This is a genomic window from Nitrospira sp. (assembly GCA_029194675.1).
GTDB lineage: Bacteria > Nitrospirota > Nitrospiria > Nitrospirales > Nitrospiraceae > Nitrospira_D.
In genome coordinates this window covers 826093-843770 of sequence record JARFXP010000002.1, presented here as the reverse complement: position 1 = coordinate 843770, position 17678 = coordinate 826093, and the positions used below count along the sequence as shown (strand labels likewise).

At 57.3% G+C, this 17678-nt stretch carries 17 protein-coding genes; 3 read left to right on the top strand and 14 right to left on the bottom strand.

Translation table 11 applies throughout. From position 1 onward, the window contains the following. Positions 1-86 precede the first annotated feature (86 nt). The 10 genes from P0120_12935 to recA form a co-directional block, all read right to left on the bottom strand. A complete protein-coding gene (locus P0120_12935; GenBank protein MDF0675225.1) occupies positions 87-2942 on the bottom strand; it encodes a PAS domain S-box protein in 2856 nt (951 codons plus the stop codon). Position 2943: 1 nt separating this feature from the next. Next, positions 2944-3492 carry an ATP-binding protein gene (locus tag P0120_12930; protein MDF0675224.1) on the bottom strand — a complete coding sequence of 183 codons (549 nt, stop codon included), beginning with the start codon at positions 3490-3492 and terminating at the stop codon, positions 2944-2946. 254 nt (positions 3493-3746) lie between these two features. Continuing rightward, positions 3747-4211: a RidA family protein gene (locus tag P0120_12925; GenBank protein ID MDF0675223.1), complete on the bottom strand. Its 465-nt coding sequence runs from the start codon at positions 4209-4211 to the stop codon at positions 3747-3749. An 80-nt stretch (positions 4212-4291) separates the two neighbouring features. Further along, positions 4292-5449: a phosphopentomutase gene (locus P0120_12920; protein ID MDF0675222.1), complete on the bottom strand. Its 1158-nt coding sequence runs from the start codon at positions 5447-5449 to the stop codon at positions 4292-4294. A gap of 177 nt (positions 5450-5626) precedes the next feature. Beyond that, positions 5627-6304, bottom strand: coding sequence for a deoxyribose-phosphate aldolase (deoC, locus tag P0120_12915; protein ID MDF0675221.1), 678 nt, complete (start codon positions 6302-6304; stop codon positions 5627-5629). A 3-nt stretch (positions 6305-6307) separates the two neighbouring features. Then, a complete protein-coding gene (mltG, locus tag P0120_12910) occupies positions 6308-7390 on the bottom strand; it encodes an endolytic transglycosylase MltG (protein MDF0675220.1) in 1083 nt (360 codons plus the stop codon). Then, entirely contained in the window at positions 7305-7889 is a 585-nt protein-coding gene (gene ruvX / locus P0120_12905; protein ID MDF0675219.1) for a Holliday junction resolvase RuvX, read from the bottom strand. The genes mltG and ruvX overlap by 86 nt, the downstream gene beginning before the upstream one ends. A gap of 4 nt (positions 7890-7893) precedes the next feature. Further along, the gene (gene alaS, locus P0120_12900) at positions 7894-10527 is read right to left on the bottom strand and encodes an alanine--tRNA ligase (protein ID MDF0675218.1); all 2634 of its coding nucleotides are present in this window, start codon (positions 10525-10527) and stop codon (positions 7894-7896) included. Beyond that, positions 10517-10969: a regulatory protein RecX gene (locus P0120_12895; protein ID MDF0675217.1), complete on the bottom strand. Its 453-nt coding sequence runs from the start codon at positions 10967-10969 to the stop codon at positions 10517-10519. Before P0120_12895 ends, alaS begins: the two co-directional genes overlap by 11 nt. 54 nt (positions 10970-11023) lie before the next feature. After that, positions 11024-12094: a recombinase RecA gene (gene recA, locus P0120_12890; protein ID MDF0675216.1), complete on the bottom strand. Its 1071-nt coding sequence runs from the start codon at positions 12092-12094 to the stop codon at positions 11024-11026. Between the two features lie 186 nt (positions 12095-12280). On the opposite strand from recA, the gene P0120_12885 reads away from it, so the two are divergent. From P0120_12885 to P0120_12875, 3 genes are all read left to right on the top strand, one after another. After that, on the top strand, positions 12281-12580 hold the full coding sequence (locus tag P0120_12885) for a DUF2442 domain-containing protein (GenBank protein MDF0675215.1): 300 nt from the start codon (positions 12281-12283) through the stop codon (positions 12578-12580). A 211-nt stretch (positions 12581-12791) separates the two neighbouring features. Continuing rightward, the gene (locus tag P0120_12880) at positions 12792-13070 is read left to right on the top strand and encodes a UPF0175 family protein (protein ID MDF0675214.1); all 279 of its coding nucleotides are present in this window, start codon (positions 12792-12794) and stop codon (positions 13068-13070) included. 23 nt (positions 13071-13093) lie between these two features. Further along, positions 13094-13555, top strand: coding sequence for a DUF3368 domain-containing protein (locus P0120_12875; GenBank protein ID MDF0675213.1), 462 nt, complete (start codon positions 13094-13096; stop codon positions 13553-13555). Positions 13556-13615: 60 nt separating this feature from the next. On the opposite strand, the gene P0120_12870 is transcribed toward P0120_12875, so the two are convergent. The 4 genes from P0120_12870 to P0120_12855 all read right to left on the bottom strand — a co-directional run bounded on the left by P0120_12870 (position 13616) and on the right by P0120_12855 (position 17448). Then, on the bottom strand, positions 13616-14092 hold the full coding sequence (locus P0120_12870) for a transposase (protein ID MDF0675212.1): 477 nt from the start codon (positions 14090-14092) through the stop codon (positions 13616-13618). A gap of 164 nt (positions 14093-14256) precedes the next feature. After that, a complete protein-coding gene (locus P0120_12865; GenBank protein ID MDF0675211.1) occupies positions 14257-15426 on the bottom strand; it encodes an IS4 family transposase in 1170 nt (389 codons plus the stop codon). 74 nt (positions 15427-15500) lie between these two features. After that, on the bottom strand, positions 15501-15815 hold the full coding sequence (locus P0120_12860; GenBank protein ID MDF0675210.1) for a transposase: 315 nt from the start codon (positions 15813-15815) through the stop codon (positions 15501-15503). Between the two features lie 103 nt (positions 15816-15918). Beyond that, positions 15919-17448, bottom strand: a complete 1530-nt coding sequence (locus P0120_12855; GenBank protein ID MDF0675209.1) for a hypothetical protein — start codon at positions 17446-17448, stop codon at positions 15919-15921. Positions 17449-17678: the final 230 nt, after the last annotated feature.

Genomic DNA, 17678 nt, shown 5'->3' with positions numbered 1-17678 from the left:
ATGGGGCATCAGCTTTGTTCGTTCAATCGATCCTCTGGACGAAGCAGGACTTCAAGATATCACCCACACACAGAGCCGCATGAAATCTATCGCCGAATCACCGGACCTCTTTGCGTGTCTTGTGAACCGACAGCCTGAACGATCGTATCGTGGAGTTGCTCCACCGCTGCATCTTTGGTGAGCAGCGTGGCCGCTCCGGCTTGGTACATCGCGTCGCTGTTGTCGTCCCCGATGTTCACGGAAATGCCGATGACGGTGGTCTCCGGCCATTTGGTTTTGATCTGCGTCGTGGCTTCGATCCCATTCATCTTCGGCAGGTTGATGTCCATGATCACCGCTCGAGGTCGGAGCTTCTCGACCAATTTCACCGCCTCCACGCCATCGCGGGCCTCTCCGACGACCTGAATATCTGCATAGGCATCCAACACCGATCGCAGTCCTTGCCGCACCATCGCGTGATCGTCCACGAGCAGCACCGGTACCGTCATCCGTCCTTTCGCGAGGCCAGCGGCCCCATCGGCATGAACCCTTGCACAGACCTCCTCGGGTTCAGTGACTGGAGGAGGCGACTGGTTGTCCCCCACGCTTTTGACCAGCGGCAAGATCAGCGTCGCCATGGTCCCGTGCCCCGGAACGGAGTCAATGGTGAAGGAGCCGCCCAATGCCCGCATCCGTTCCTGTATGCTATATAAACCAAACTTGGACGACATCTCGTCACTAGGCGCTCCCACCGCCGCTGCAGCCGCAAGATCGAATCCTGTCCCCTCGTCCTTCACGGTGATGCAGAGATGGTCCGCTCGCTGTTCCATCGTGAGAGCGGCTCGTCCTGTTCCAGCATGCTTGGCCGAATTGATCAGAAGCTCACGCACCGATTGAAAGAGCAACAAACGTTGATCCTCCGGCAGGTCAAGATCTTGATCCTCCGGCACGACGACGGTCACGGTTTGCTCATGTTTTTTTGTCATGTACTCGCCGAGCCACTTGAGACTGGCGGCCAAGCCATGATCACGCAGGACCGGCGGGCTGAGCTCCGCCACCAACGTCCGGCTATAGGTCAACGCATCGGACAAGATATCATCGACCTTCTTCAAGACGCTTTCACAAGCGGGCACGCCGCTTGCGCTCCGCTTGCCCTGCCCGATCGTCAACTTACCGACGACCAACATCTGCTGCAGATGGTCGTGCAGTTCGGTGGCCAAGCGTTGCCGTTCGCGCTGCTCCGCCAGGTTCAACTCGCTCGTCAGCGCGCGCAGGCGGTCCTGCGACTGCCGCAATTCAGCCGTTTTCATGTTCACCGCCTGTTCGAGCTCCACGTTCCAGCGTTGCAAGCGCGATTGCGCCTTGCGCAGCGCTTCCTCCGCCTGCTTCCGATCATCGATATCCTCAATGACGGAAATGAAATGGAGCGGCCTTTGATGCGCATCTCGGAGGAGCGATACCGTCTTATGAACCCAGATGAGCGAACCATCTTTTCGTACGTAGCGCTTTTCCATTGAATAGGTATCAATCCCACCCGCCAGCGCGCGACGTATTTGCGCCCACTCTGCCTTGAGATCGCCGGGATAGGTGATATCCGCGAAGGTCATGGTGAGCAATTCCTCGGGGAAATAGCCGGTGATCGTGCATAAGGAATCGTTGAACCGTAACCATCGACCGTCCAGTCCGATGTGGGAGATGCCGACAGGCGCATTGGCAAAAGTAGCACGGTAGCGCTCCTCGCTCTCGCGTAGGGCCAGCTCTGCTTCTCTGCGATCATGGATATCAGTGCAGGTCCCCACCCATGACTGAATACGACGTTCAGCATCCCGCACCGGAGCCCCTCTTACACGAAACCATCGATAGGTCCCGTCGACAGCATGGCGAAATCGTGTTTCGACATCGTACTCGTCGCCCGTCTCAACGGCTTTCTTCCATGCTTCGGCCAATCTTGGCGCATCATCGGGGTGTTGGACTGTAAGCCAGCCGCCGTGTCTCGTTGTCTCATACGTCAGCCCCGTATAGTCGTACCACCGTTGATTTGCGAACTCCGTCTCGCCTTGCTTATTGATCTGCCACACGAAGTGCGGCATCGCTTCGGCCAGCATGCGGAACCGTTCGTCGCTCGAACGCAGCGCGTCTTCCACCTGCTTGCGGGCGGTAATATCCGTGAACAAGTTGACCGCGCCGACGATGTGTCCTTCGGCATTTCGCAGCGGATCGATATGGACGATCACGTGGCGCCTTGTGCCATCGGCGCGTTCGACAATGACTTCCTGACCATGCAGTGCTGTGCCATCCTGCACCGCGTCGACCATGGGCGTCTTGTCATGCGGCAGCGCGGTCCCGTCCGGCCAAAGCAGTTTGTGCGACCCACAAAACCGACTTTTGCTGTCGTCCAAGTTCGGCCTGCGACCCCACAATTCGGCCGCTTGATCGTTGTAAAACGTAATGCGCCCGTCTCGATCGATCGTGTACATAGCCGCCGGCATTCGCTCGATGAGAGACCGATAGCGCACTTCGCTCTCGGTGAGACGTGCGATAAGCCGCTGATTGTCCCGCTCGTGCTGGGCCAGATCGAGCAAGGCCCGCACAGTGCCGATCAATTCCTCTTCTTCCGCCGGTTCGACCAGATAGGCATCCGCGCCGACTTCCAGGCTTCTCACTCGATCCGGTGCGTTGACGCGGGCGGCGGAGGTCTGCAGTATTTTGATGAACTTCGTCTCAGGCTGATTCTTAAGCCGCTGACAGACATCGAAGCCGCTGATGTCCGATAGGTTGACGTCGAGCAGGATGAGAGCCGGCCGTTCTGCGGTGGCGACAGCGAGCGCATCGGCGCCGTTGTTCGCTTCAATGATTCGGTAACCCTGCCGGCCGAGCAGTCGACTCTTCACGTACAGGGCGGCCGGATTATCGTCGACAACGAGAATGGTCGGGTAATGGGATTCGGCGGTGGACTGGGTCATATCAGCCTCTCAAGACCCAAATGATGGCGCCGAGGACATCGGCAAGCCGTTTGCACAGCGCTAAGCCCAGACCCTGTCCACCAATCCGCTGTTGCAGGGGATGACGGAGTTGGACAAATTCATCAAAGATGCAAGTCTGATCTTCGAGCGCGATGCCGAGCACGCTGTCGCGCACGGCAAAACGAACAGCCTCAGGTATGGCATATCCGAGCAAGGTGCCAAGCCCAAGCAGGCCTGCCATCGTTGCCAATACAAACACGACACCGTTCCGAACGCGCGTACCGCTTGAGTCCGGACGGATGATCTGCTGGTTGAGCAACAGAAGGGCGCCGGCCAAGAACAGCAAACCAATGGCCGTGGTGACTTTCATCGCGGTGAAGTCGGGAGACAAGCGGGTGAGTCGGTTGATATGAAACGTCCAGCCCACGAGAACCAGCACAACGATGAGTGCGACCGTCGCGGCAAGCCACTTGGAAGTCCGATAATACCAATCGTAGGACAAGCCGGTCTGGTGCAATTCATCTACGGAGTTCCAAGTCTCCTGATTCATACGTCGTAGATCACACCACTGGGAGGGATTGGCTTCGGCGTTTCTCGCTTCATTGCTGATATCGTCTCCGGACGATCAAATTGTTCTGAATCAGGAACAAAAGCTTCGGAAGGAGGAGAGTGATCTTGACCTCATGCATGGAGAAGTCCTTGGACTCAAGAGAAGCAGCGCAGAAAAAGGCAGTTTACCGCGTGCCGTAGTCTAGGTAAACCCCTGAGGGTGGAAACTAGGGCTTTCCCTAGGTGGTGGGTAACTTATGACGAATACAGCTCCACGATCAATTCGATTTCGACGGGAGCCATGCGTGGCAACTCCGCAGCACCGACGGCTACCCGTGCATGCCGGCCTGCTTCTCCGAACAGGGAAACGAGCAGATCAGATGCGCCGTTGAGAACTTGCGGTTGATCGGTAAAGCCGGGAGCCGAGGCGATATAGCCGACCATTTTGACGATCCGCTTGACCCGATCCAGCAATCCGGCTTCGCTCCGGATGATACTCAAGCCATTCAGCACCGCCACCCTCGCTGCCTCAACCCCCTGTTGGACTGTGAGATTCTCTCCGAGCTTGCCGGTCATCACAAGCTGGCCATCGCGCGAAGGGAGCACTCCCGACAGGAACAGGAGATCACCAACCCTGATAACAGGCACGTAATTCGCCACTGGCTTTGGTGGAGCCGGTAGGATGAGTCCCAGTTCTTTTAGCCTGTCATCATAGGACACGTTCCTACACCATCCTATCCTTTCTCGCCCTTCGCCTCACGCTTCACCGCTCACGCTTACCTGTCACTCCTCGCTCAAGACTACCCCGGCCTGAGCGCATCCAAGAAACTCTCACCAACCGGTAATCGCTCGGCTCGAAGTGCCTCCACAATCGTCTGCCCCACATCCGCCGCGGTCGGCCTCGTCCCCAAATCGACGCCATGGGCTAGTTTTGGGCCGCTCGCGAAGACGGGAACATACTCTCGAGTAGACGTCTGTCCAGGTAATGAGAAATCTCTCCCATGGTCACCCGTCACAATGACCATGTCGCCAAGACGCAACCGCTCGAACAAATCCGGCAGGCGGCGATCAAATTCCTGTACGGATGTCGCCGACTGTACAGCATCTTCGGACAGCAAATCCAGGCCGGCACAGATAAGTCCACGAGGCACCTTGTTCAACATACCGATGACTTCCTCAAAAGCCGCCATCCCCGATGCAACCGGGAAAGATTTCGTCAACCCGCGCCCACTAAAAAGATCATAGACCTTTCCAACCCCCATCGCGATCTGGCCGGATCGACTCAAGACATCCAGCATCGTCACACCCGGTGGCTCGATCACAAAGTCCTTTCGTCCGACCTGTGGCCGAAGCATGTCATGTCCGCCGATGACCGGCTGCGCGACGACACGAATGAGAGTCCCCGCATCCTTCACGGCTTTCCGGATCTCGCGACACCGCTGTTGGAATTCCACCGGTGGCATGAGGGTTTCATGCATGGCCACAAAGCACGTATTGCCTCCATCCGTCCACAGCATAGGCGCTCCGGTGGCCATATGTTCCATACTGTGTCGGCGGAGCATCCATGCCATGGACGAGACGCCTCGGCCGATCGACTTTCTGCCGAAGAGCTGTTCAACGACGTCGATGATCTTGTCGGGAATGCCGGATCTGCAGACCGTTGGGGCTTCTTTCTGGATCACCCCGCTGATTTCCCAGTATCCGACGACAGAATCTTTGCCCGGCGATGCAAATCCCAGTCGCCCGAAGGAACCGTTCGGCTGGACCATGGCTCGTACGCCTTTGATCGAGGCGAGATGCCCTAGCCCGAGCATCTCGAAATTCGGCAAACTCAGCCCATCGACCGTCTCGGCCAGATGCACGAGGGTGTTCGCGTCGGCATCCCCGTAGTCGGTGCCGTCCGGCAACCTACCCACCCCAAACCCATCGACAACCAACAGAATGACTCGATTGATCATCGGCGCACTATAGCAAGCCGCCGCAGTTCAACATAGATGCGTATGGGACCGAGATGAGGATCCAGGAGGACCTAGCACAACAGCTGCTAGCCGCACCATCACGCAATAGATACCGGCGCAAACGTTTCCGTGCCGTTGCGATGAGGGACCGAAAATCCACATGACCTCAGAACGGCTTTATTCTTGTTCATGTATTGCCGCCCGCCATTCGTCGATGATCTTAAGACCGGCACTGGTGCCGATCCTATCGGCTCCTGCTTCCAGCATCGCGAGCGTCGTCTTCCAATCGCGAATGCCGCCCGAAGCCTTTACCTTGACCCGCCCCGCTACGACTTCCTTTAATAACCGCACATCTTCCACTGTCGCCCCCGCAGCTCCGAAACCGGTCGACGTTTTCACATAGTCAGCCCCGGCTTCCACGACCACATGACAGGCCGTTCGTTTCTCCTCCTGAGTGAGATAGCAGGTTTCTAGGATCACTTTATGCTCGACACCCACGGTCGACTTCACGACTTCAGCGATGTCCGCGCGAACATAATCATGATCGGCCGATTTCAGTCTGCTGATATTCAACACCATGTCCAACACCGTCGCACCCCGCTGCACGGCCTCGACGGCCTCTGCCACCTTGGTCTTTGTGCTGTGCCCCCCTAACGGAAATCCAATGGGAATGCCGACGCGAATACCGGTGCCGGCAACCGCCGCCACCGCCTCATCGATGTAACATGGCGGGACGAAAATGACAGTGAAACCGTTGGCCTTCGCCTCTTCACACAACCGAAGCACCTCGACTTTCGTCGCATCCGGTCTCAATATCGTATGGTCGATCAGAGCAGGGAGATTCGATCCTGACATGCTCTACGAGACTCCTTCCTTGTGGTGTGTCTGTCTGCCGTCGGGAGTCATAAAGGTCTGCGAGTGATTTCCTCTTCGGAATGGACGCTTCTGGTACTTTTCCACCGCCTTGTTGTGCTCCACGAGCGTCGTGGAGAATTGATGCGTTCCGTCGTTCTTCGAGACGAAGTAGAGATTCGCAGAAGGCATGGGATACAAGGCGGCACGGATCGACTGTGCCCCGGGGTTCGCGATCGGCCCCGGCGGCAGCCCGGCCCACCGGTAGGTATTGTACGGACTGGGGTGGGAGAGATCTTTTTTGCGAAGGTTTCCATCGAAATTCGTCAGACCATAGATCACCGTCGGATCGCTCTGCAGGGGAATATGTTTCTTCAGCCGATTATGAAATACGGCCGAGATGTGGGGACGTTCGTCTCCGACACCGGTTTCTTTTTCAATCACTGAAGCCAGGGTCAAAACCTCATGGACCGTCAAGTGAATATCTTTGGCCCTTGCCTGCCATTCCGGAGTCATCACACGCCCGAGTTGCTCAACCATGGCCTTGATGACGTCCTTGGCAGCCGTCGGCCTAACAAAACGATACGTGTCGGGGTAGAGATATCCTTCCGCCGTGTCCGCAGAAATGCCCAACGTCGTGACGAAGGACTTGTCCGAGGCTAATCGAACAAATTCCCCGCGATTCGTGATGCGATGTTCGTCCAGCACATCGGCGATTTGAGTGATCGTATGTCCTTCAGGAATCGTGATCGAATGAAGCACCACACGTCCGGCAAGCAACTTGGCAAGAATTTCCGCCGGAGCCGTGGCGGCGTTGAACTCATACTCTCCGGGATGAATTTTGCGATCAGCCTCCTGGGCTTTCCCCAGAAGCAGAAACGCCGAACGGCTCCTGATCAGCTGCTCCCGTTCGAGCAAGGCCGCAGCTTGTTGAAACGTCGCCCCTTCCGGGATCACAACGATTTTCTGAGGAGGGTGATCGGACTCAGAGAGGGCGGGCGCTTCAGCCCACCGAATCATCTGATATCCGGCCACGCCGGCGAGAGCGACGATGGCGATCAATACGATGAGGATCAGACGCAGCGTCATAGGATCGGTTGTCAGGAGACAATTGCCCCCACTCTTCCAGCGTCTCCTCGGCAGATCGGTCTCCGACGGATTGAGCGGAGACCTGATCCTGCGCTTCAAGGTAACTTCGCAGAAGAATCGCGGCTGCAATACGGTCGACGATTCCTTTGCGTTTCTTCCGACTGACATCTGCGGCGATCAGCAACGCTTCCGCCGCTTTTGTCGTCATCCGCTCGTCCCACCGGACGACCGGAACGGACAAGCCCGCTTCCAGCTTCGCTGCAAACTCGCGCATCGCATGGACGGCCGGCCCTTCCCGTCCGTCCAACTGAAGCGGCAAGCCCAGCACCACCCGCTCCACCGCGTGCGATCCGACCAGCCCAACGATATGGGCGACATCCCAATCGAGAGTCTTCCGTTCGAAGGTTTCGAGCGGCTGCGCCGTCCAGCCCAATTCGTCGCTGAGTGCGACGCCGATCCGCTTGGTGCCGTAATCGAGCGCGAGAATGCGGCCAGGCATGATTCTACCGCCGGAGGGTGGTTTCAACCAGGCCAAAAACCTTTTCCAACGCGGCGTCGAGCTTGGCCGGATCCTTCCCCCCGGCCTGGGCCATTTCCGGCCGCCCGCCTCCGGTTCCACCTACCTCCGCCGCCATGGCTTTGATGAGATCGCCGGCTTTGAGCTTGCTGATCAAGTCTTTCGTCACCACGACCAACAGTGAAACCTTCCCGTCTCCGGTCGCTGCTCCCAGCGCAATGACGCCGCTCTTCAGCTTATCCCGGAGCTGATCCGCCAATGTTCGCATGCCATTCACGTCCAGGCCATCCGTCCGCTGCTGGTGCACCGTCACGCCCGCGATCGTTTTGACCTTGGAAGTCGTCTCCGATCCGCTCGCCATCTTCAGCTTCAGCTCTTCCAGCTCCCGCTCCTTGTCCTTCAACTGCGTCAGCACCTTGCGCGTCTTGCCGACCAGTTCCGCTTTCCCAACCTTTAAGAGCTCGGACAGTTCCCGGACATCGGCTTCGAGCTGCTTCATGAGTCCGTACGCGCCGCTGCCGGTCTGACCTTCGATACGACGCACACCAGCCGCTACGCCCCCTTCCGAGACAATCCGAAAGAGCCCGATGTCACCCGTCTGCCGGCAATGGGTGCCCCCGCACAGTTCTTTGCTGAACGATTCGATGCTCACGACACGCACCTGTTCGCCATACTTGTCACCGAAGAACGCCAGGGCACCGTTCGCGACGGCGTCCTGAATGTTCATCACCTCGGTGTGCACGGCCTCATTTTTGCGGATTTCTTCATTCACCGTCGATTCGATATCATCGATGTCGCGGGACGACAGTGGGCGAAAATGGGCGAAGTCAAACCGAAGGCGGCTGGGTCCAACGAGCGATCCATACTGTTTTACATGGGGCCCAAGTAAATCACGCAAGGCCGCATGGACGAGATGCGTCGCCGTATGATTGCGCGCGGCGTCTCGGCGCGTGGAGGCATTCACCGTCATGTGCAGACGCTCGCCTTCTCGGATGCGTCCCTTGCGGACGGTTCCCTTGTGCAAGATAATCGACGGCGCCGGTCTCATTGTTTCTTTGATATCAACCAACCCTTCAGGACCAACCAATGATCCCTGATCGCCGACCTGACCCCCACCTTCAGCGTAGAAGGGCGTGACATCCATCGCCAGCTCGACCGTCTCCCCTTCTACCGCTTCCTTGACCAGTTGCTCGCCTTTCAGGATCGCCCGCAAGACGCCGTCGTTTTCCAGATGCTCATAGCCGACGAATGTCGTAGTCCCGATCCGCTTGGTCAGTTCCGCGACGGCCGGTCTGGCCGTTTCCTGTTCGAATCCACCGGTCTTGCGCGCGCGAGTCCGTTGCTCTTCGATCGCAGCATCGAAACCAGGTTCATCGACCGTCATGCCCTGTTCGCGACAGGCCTCAGCGATCAAGTCCATGGGAAAGCCATAGGTGTCATAGAGCCTGAAGATGTCGCTCCCAGCCAAAACTGTTCGGTTTGTCGCCTTCGCCCGCTCGATCATCTCGTTCAGAATCGGCAAGCCCTGTTCGAGCGTTGCGATAAACCGCTCCTCCTCGCCTTTCGTCGCTTCGACGATCGTACCGGATGCCATGCGCACTTCCGGATAGGCGTCGGCCATCTGTTCGACGACGACTGCGCTGAGTTGATGCAGAAAGGGCTCGACAATGCCGAGCAGCCGGCCGTGCCGCGCGGCGCGGCGCAGAATGCGCCGTAATACGTACCCACGTCCTTCGTTCGACGGCAATACACCATCCGCCATCAAAAACGTGATGGCGCGCAGATGGTCGCCAATAACCCGCATCGAACGATCCGAGGATTCCTTCTTGCCGTACTCGGTGCCGGCCCGTCCGGCAATAGTCGCAAGCAGCGGTGTGAACAGATCGCTGTCGTAATTGCTGTAGACCCCCTGGGCCACGGCGGCCAGCCGCTCAAGCCCCATCCCCGTGTCGATGCTCGGCTTCGGCAGCGGGTGGAGCGTTCCCGAGGCATCACGGTTGTATTGCATGAAGACCAGATTCCAAATTTCAATGACGCGATCTCCCTCCCCGTTCGGTCGATCATCGCCGGGAACCACTGGCCCCTGATCAACATGGATCTCCGAACAAGGACCGCAGGGGCCGGTATCAGCCATTTGCCAGAAGTTATCCTTTTCGTCGCACCGGACGATGCGCGAGGGCAGGACACCGATCTTCTTCCACAACTTCTCAGCATCGTCGTCCTCGCGGAAGATCGTGACCCACATCCGGTCTTTCTGCAACCCGACCGTCCGTGTCAGAAACTCCCATCCGAATCTGATGGCCTCGTCCTTAAAGTAATTCCCGAACGAAAAATTGCCCAGCATCTCGAAGAATGTGTGGTGCCGCCTGGTGTACCCCACGTTTTCAAGATCGTTGTGTTTCCCGCCTGCGCGAAGACACTTTTGAACCGATACGGCTCGCTTGTAGGGGCGCGATTCTTCTCCGAGGAAGGTCCGCTTGAATTGATTCATGCCGGCGTTGGTGAAGAGCAGGGTCGGATCCGCTTGTGGAAGGAGAGACGCGCTCGGCACTGCCTGATGCCCTTGCTCCTCGAAATAACGGATAAAGGCCCGCCGCAGATCAGTCGCACTATTCTTCATAGACAGCTTCCTCGTTTATGCCCTTCTTCTCTATCATACGATCAATGGTCTCCTCACTGAAACCCCGCCGGCGGAGAAAGTTACTAGTCTGAGAACGAGTCAACCGACGACCATACCGTTGCGCGGTCTGCAAGACTCGATGAGCCACAGCCTCTTCGTCTAACCCACGAAATGCATCGGCGATCACCCGATCCGCCAGCGTCTCGGAAATTCCCTTGGCCTGCAATTCGGCCTTGAGCCGTTCGCGTCCCCTCGGCCGGTTGGTCAGCCGATTGACCACCCACCGCTGAGCATAGGCGTGATCGTTGAGATAGTTGAGATTGGACAAACGACGAACTGTTTGCCGTACTTGAACGGGCGAAGCTCCTTTGGAAACGAGAAATCGTTCAACTTGGGCGACGGTACGATCTCGACGAGCAAGAAACCGTATCCCGAGCTGCATCCAATCACTGGGTGAGGGTTGACTATTCCGCTGTCGCGATCCCACAGGCTTGCGCTATCGATGCGCCCGTTTGTCCTCGCTTCGTGAAGCAGGTTTTTCTTCTTTGGCCTCGGCTTTCTTCTCGTTGCGAGCAGGCACCCCGGCCAACTCTCGAAGTTTCATTTCAATCTCGCGAGCGGTGGCGAAGTTGTTCTTGAGGAACTCTCGAGCGGCGTCGCGCCCCTGGCCGATTCGTTCTGACTTGTATGAATACCACGCACCAGATTTTTCGATGATCTTCTTGTCGACACCCATATCCACCAATTCACCGGTCTTGGAAATCCCCTCGGCGAACATGATATCGAACTCCGCCTGACGAAACGGCGGCGCCATCTTGTTCTTCACGACCTTCACACGGACACGGCTCCCCATCACCTCTTGACCTTCTTTGATCGATTCGATGCGACGGATGTCCAGCCGAACGGAGGAGTAGAATTTGAGCGCATTTCCTCCGGTTGTGGTCTCTGGATTTCCGAACATCACGCCGAGTTTCATGCGGATTTGATTGATGAAGATCACCGTCGTCAGGGACTTTGCAATAGCGGCTGTCAGCTTTCTCAGCGCCTGCGACATGAGTCTGGCTTGAAGGCCCATGTGGGCATCGCCCATTTCACCCTCGATTTCCGCACGAGGCGTCAACGCCGCAACCGAATCGACCACGATCAAATCAATGGCACCACTTCGCACCAATGTTTCGGCAATCTCCAGCGCCTGTTCACCCGTATCCGGCTGAGACACAAGTAGGTCGTCGGCCTGTACGCCGAGCTTTTTGGCATACGTCAGATCAAGGGCATGTTCGGCATCGATAAAGGCGGCCACTCCGCCGACCTTCTGCACTTCGGCAATACAGTGCAACGTCATCGTCGTTTTTCCAGAAGCCTCCGGTCCAAAAATTTCAATCACCCGCCCGCGTGGAAGTCCGCCGACACCGAGGGCAATGTCGAGTCCCAGTGAACCGGTAGAAATCGCGGGCACGTCGACCTTCTCCTCCGTCCCCAGCTTCATGATCGCGCCCTTCCCGTACTGTTTCTCAATCTGGGACAGGGCTAGGTCGAGCGCGCGCTTCTTATCGTCTTTTTCGGACATACAATCTCCTATAAGATGAACGAGCTAAATCCGATGGATTATACCCAAGCAGCCAGGGGAAACCTAGTCTGATCTCAGGCAGGATAGGGACCTTGTGAATCCATTGATTTGGCATTCCTGCAATGAAAATGATTGGGCATCTTAACTAAACTAAGGACGTGCGGGTGTAGGGCTCGGATCGAGAGCATGCCCACTGTACTACGATCCACAGCAGAATCTGTCACCATCACGAACGACACGTTGACCGTCGAACTGAGCGATGGACGAAGCTTGTCCGTTCCCCTCGATTGGTTCCCTCGCTTAGTCCATGCGACACAAGCGGAACGAAAACGCTGGAGGTTGATCGGGCGAGGACGTGGCATTCATTGGGACCTGCTCGACGAAGACATCGGTGTCGATGGGCTCTTGGCCGGCAAACCGTCGGGAGAAAGCCAAGCGTCCTTTCAGAAGTGGCTCGCCACACGACAAAGCACCCGATCCAGGTGAATGGGTTCCCGCTCCAGTGCTCGTCAGAGATAGCGGCCACTCCTGCACGTCGCCGGAGTCTGACGCGTTCATCGGCTTGCCCGCCGATGCCGAGGGACGGTTCAGATTCACCGGCAACGGCACACTGATGAGGGCGTGTACCACAGAAGTTCTGGCCTGCGTTCGAGGCACCAAACTTGGTTTTCGGCAGAGTGTCTGCTAGACTCGCTTCATGGGACAGCCACTCACCATCGATATCCCCTCGGAATTGTTGGAAGTGCTCGGGACAGAAGATGAGGCACGCCGGGAAGCAAAGACCGCCCTTATCTTGGATCTGGTCCGCCGAGGAAAAGTTTCTCGGGCTCGTGCGGCAGAGTTTCTCCAGATCTCATTAGCTGATTTCCCGGCCATCTTGGCCCAGTATCAGATTCCCTGGTTTGACTATTCCGCAGAGACCCTTCGTGAAGATCTGCGGACATTAGCCGCTCCTCCATCCACTCCTTCCGCGTGATTCTCGTCCTTGACGCGAGTCCCTTGATTGCACTAGCTCGGATCGGCTCGCTCGGCTTGTTACGTCAACTGACTGATCAAATCGTCATTCCTGAGGCCGTCTATGCAGAGAGCGCGAGCCGCGCGGCAGGTCGTCCCGGAAGTATCGAGATTGGTCAGGCCGACTGGATCGTACACCGAACGGTTGAGAATCAGGCACTCGTCCAGCAGCTCCGCACCCACGTCGGCCTGGGAGAAGCCGAAGCCATCATCCTCGCGCGGGAAATCGGAGCAGACGCCATCGTAGTATTGGATGATGCCACGGCTCGACGACTCGCCGAACAAGAAGGATGCCGAGTTGTGGGGTTGCTAGGCTTACTCGTCCTTGCAAAACAACGTGGTCTGCTCTCGGCAGTCAGACCGCTCCTTGACGCGATGCGGAGCAACGGCTTCTTTGTAAGTGAGAAGCTCTATACGATCATCCTCCGACAAGTCGCCGAGGAATAACCTCGCGCTCGCTCTTCACTTGAGACCAAGTAGGTGACGCGCTGCCGACGGTGGCCAGGCTCAGATGATCCAATAAATCATTCCCGACCTCATTGTTTCGACCCGTCCCCGCAGACTGGACCACCGCCACTCCTCTGCCCGTGCGACCAGCCCAGCTCGCAACGGATTGCGCTCGATGTACCGCAGCACTGTCAGGAGATGCGCATCCTGTTGGATGGGCAAGGCCTTGAAGCGGCCCTGCCAGACATGGCCGCTCGATTGATAGTGCCGATGATAGCGCCGTACCTGCGCCGTCAGCAGCCATTGCATGAAGCGGCTGAGATCGCCATCGCCTCGGGGCCAGAGCGCCAGGTGAAAATGATTCGGCATCAGGCAATAGGCCAGCACCCGCATCCGCACGCGGTCTACCGCCTCCGTAAGCAGGTCGCGAAACGCCGCATAGTCCTCGGCTTTCCGAAACACCTCCGCACGGGCGTTCCCACGATTGATCACACGGTAGCAGAGACCACCTGCCGAGGGGTGGGTGGTGCGAGGCATGCCAGCAGACTCGCAGAGGAAGCAGGGCTGATCTACAGAAAAGTAGAATGTCCCACTGCTGTCCAAAATAGTCGGCTGTTTCGAGTTCTTCCCCCGTGAATGCGGCATATGAGACGGTCTCTGGTCACCCATCCAGTTCAGGTTGTCCGGTCTGCTGTCCAAGATCAGGTAGCGAATAGCCTCTGTTGGGGCGGCGCTGGTATGAGCAGCGGCCGTTCAAAGGGCGCATTGAGCCAGTCCCACAGATCCCGATAGGTCAACAGATTGAAGCGGAGCAACGCGGCCAGATTCGAGAGACTCCAGGGCCACGTGGACTTCAGCTGCAGAAATTTCAACAGCAGCATCGCGAGCAGGGCGATCCAGATTTGGACCTGTACGGCGTTCTCACTCGTGCCCACAAACGTCTTGATCCGGAGATGCTGTTTCAAGGCCTTGAAGAGGAGTTCGATCTGCCAGCGCTCCCGATAGATGGCGGCAATCGTGCTGGCCGCAAGCTGCATGAGAGTGGTCAGGAACCGTAGCGGCCGCTGCTGTCTCTCATCCCAGATCGTCACCTGTCGCAGGGGGACCGAGCACCGGTCAGCCGCATGGGAACTGGTGAGACGGATCACCTCATCGACCAGCACCGGTCCGCGTGTCGGCACGGAGCGTTGCTCCAGCACTTCGTAGAGCATGTTGGTGCGGGGACGGGTGACAAATCCCACCTCGTCGACCGTCCAACGATGATAGCGGGCATAGTCGAGATACCCGCGATCGATCACCACGATGGTGCCTGGCGCAAAGGTGAGCTGTTGGGCGATCCGCACGTCGTTGGTGTCGCCGTCGGTCACGAGGGCCCAGCAGGGCAAACACCCCTGGTGATCCAGCTGCAGATGGAGCTTGATCGCCCCCTTCGTCCGCTGGAATCTGGCCCAATCGAACACCGTGGCACAGAGTTCAATGATCGTTGCGTCGAGGGTGCGCAAGGGGTGCTTGAACCGGAACCGGCGGCGCTTCAAGGCCGCGACGGCTTGGCAACGGGTGAGGACTTGATAGAAGAGCGTCTCGTACAGCTGCCAGGGCCGATGCGCATTGGCATAGGCCAGCGTGGACCGAGTCGGTGTCCGACGGATGCCAAGGTGGACGAGTTTGCCAAGGGCGGTGGCCAAGCCGCCACAGATTTCTCGAAGTGAGTGCGCACTACCCATCTGACAAAACAGCATCGCTATCAAGTGATCCCAGCAGCTGAACCCCTTGGCTGCTCGCTCAGCGGCGTGCTGTCGAACGGCCCGAGCGAAGTCCGCGCGATCGATCAGGGCGAGCATTTGCGCAAAGCAACTGGCGACGGTTACCATACTGCACCTCCGGCTTGTGGGTGCCACGGCGCGGGAACGCCGTGGATGGATGTGCGTTGAACAACCTATCCTACTCACAAGCCGGAGGCCTGTTGAGAACTTATTTTGGACAAGAGTGAGAAAGTCCCCTTTTCTCTTCCCACATACCCGCAGGCCAGCCCGAAGACCCGTTGTTGCAGCAGCTCGCGCATCGCGTGTCGGATCTTGTCCGGGTCTCGGCCGTCAGGCAGGCAGGCGGCCAACCGTTCGGTCAGCTGCAGCTGCTCATCCACGGCCCTGAGCAGCACCACGCCCCCATCGGTGCTGGCATGAGCCTGATCGAATCGGGCCACGGTCTTCATCTTGGGATGGAATTCGAACGTCAGTTGCGGGATACACTCTGTCGCCATCGGGTCTCCTCTCCACTGTACGTAGAAGCGTCTGGACACCGCTCCTATAGCACAGTTGGGAGCCTCGGTGGCTTTTTATTGCCAGAGTCACGAATTATTCAGGCTAGTCGTTCTTGCGATTCCGGAGTCGAGAAAGGCGGTTATTTCTTTGTCTTTGCCTGTTCGGGGCGGCGCTCATCGAAGTCTTCGACTTGGACATCGCTTGGCGAATATCTTTCACCAGCCGATTGATCGGACCATCTGGATCCTTTTCTAGGTCGTCATGAAATTCTTTTTCAACGAGCTCTAACGCCGACTTGATAGCGTCAGTCGGTTTACCCTCGGGGGCTTCTTCGGGCTTGAGCGCCTGAAGGGCGACAAACGCATAGGTCAGCGGCGTCAGCGAGCCTCCTTTCGACTTGGATCGATAGCGCTCGACTTCCAATTCGACGTCGCGAGCCGCACAGAACCAGTCGTACTTCTCCTTCTTGTCCGGTTCTTTATCATCCACCTTGGCCGATTCTTTATCATCCATCTTGGGGTTCCAGCGAAGCGCCCAGAAATCAAAGTACTGGATCAGGAGATAGTAGAAGATCCGGTCCAGATCCCAGGAACTCTGCCGGAAAACGATCGGCTTGCGATTACCTGTCAACTCCTTCAACGCCTCATCCAGTCCCGAAGGACGCTCGTACACCGGTTCGCGTTTGAGTCGGATCCAGCCTTCCAGTGCATGAATGATCATTTTTCGTTCTTCATTCGTCTCGGCCGCCATGAAGCGGACGGCTTCTTCCTTTCTTTGGGGTTCGTCAATGGGGTACAGCAGCCGGCTGGAGAGACTGCTAATGGCCATACGCCGGTCCTCACAGCACGCCTGGATGCCCTTTTTTTTCATGATCAACTCGCCGTTATCACCGAGCTTGAAACGATCGTGCCTCAACAGGAGCGTGCTGATCGCCATTGCATATGCATCGAGCTCCGCGAGCAGCATATTGAACAGACCACGCTCGTCTGATGGACATACAGCCCGGACGCGGGGCAGTTCGACCAGAAGCCGCTCGCGCGTGAGTCGTGCACCTTCGTATCGAGCGAGCCATGCCTGATCGGTGCAACGCTGTACCGGCTCATTGAAAGTTCTTCGTTGAAATAATGTTTCGAGGCCGGGAATGAGGTCGCGCGCCTTCACGGTACACTTGGCCAGGTCCGCTTCGAATTTTTTCCAATCGGTGTCATTGATGTTTTTGAACGATTTACGGATGACCTTCGCAACCGACCTAACGAGGGCCGTCATTTCCGGCCGATTTGTGCCAGTCGCTTGATAGGCGCTGAGTGGACCTTCGAGCTCGGCGCCCGTCACACCGTGAAGCAGCGTGAACAGCTTGCGCTTTCGGAATCCTGCCATGGCCAGGGCCCCGGATTCGAAGTGCAGCCATGCACTCTGCAGGTTGACCGGTGTCAGACACACGATTCCGGCCTTCGAACTTTTCAAGTGCTTGACAACGGACTCAAACCAGGTGACACCTTTTTCGATGCCGCCCGATATGAAGACACCCTTGTCTTTGTCTTTCTCCAACTTTAACGCCGCTTCGATAAGCTTCTTGACGGCCTTAGCCAACTGCTCGCTCGGATCACGAGACCAACAAATAAAGACCGCCATAGTTACGTCTCCATCTTCAGGATTTGTATCACCGAGATGTTGCATCCCTACGGCACCCCACATGAAAACCATATGGCCTGCAAAAGTGACAGGGAAAATGTACTCGGAGTCTCTTCTACAAATAGAATCCTGTCAAGAGTGGAGCGTTGACGCCATGCCACAACCGAGTAGCGAAATAGATCTTGTATCGTGCATGACAGTTCAAACTTAACGCGCATCATTCACGACGG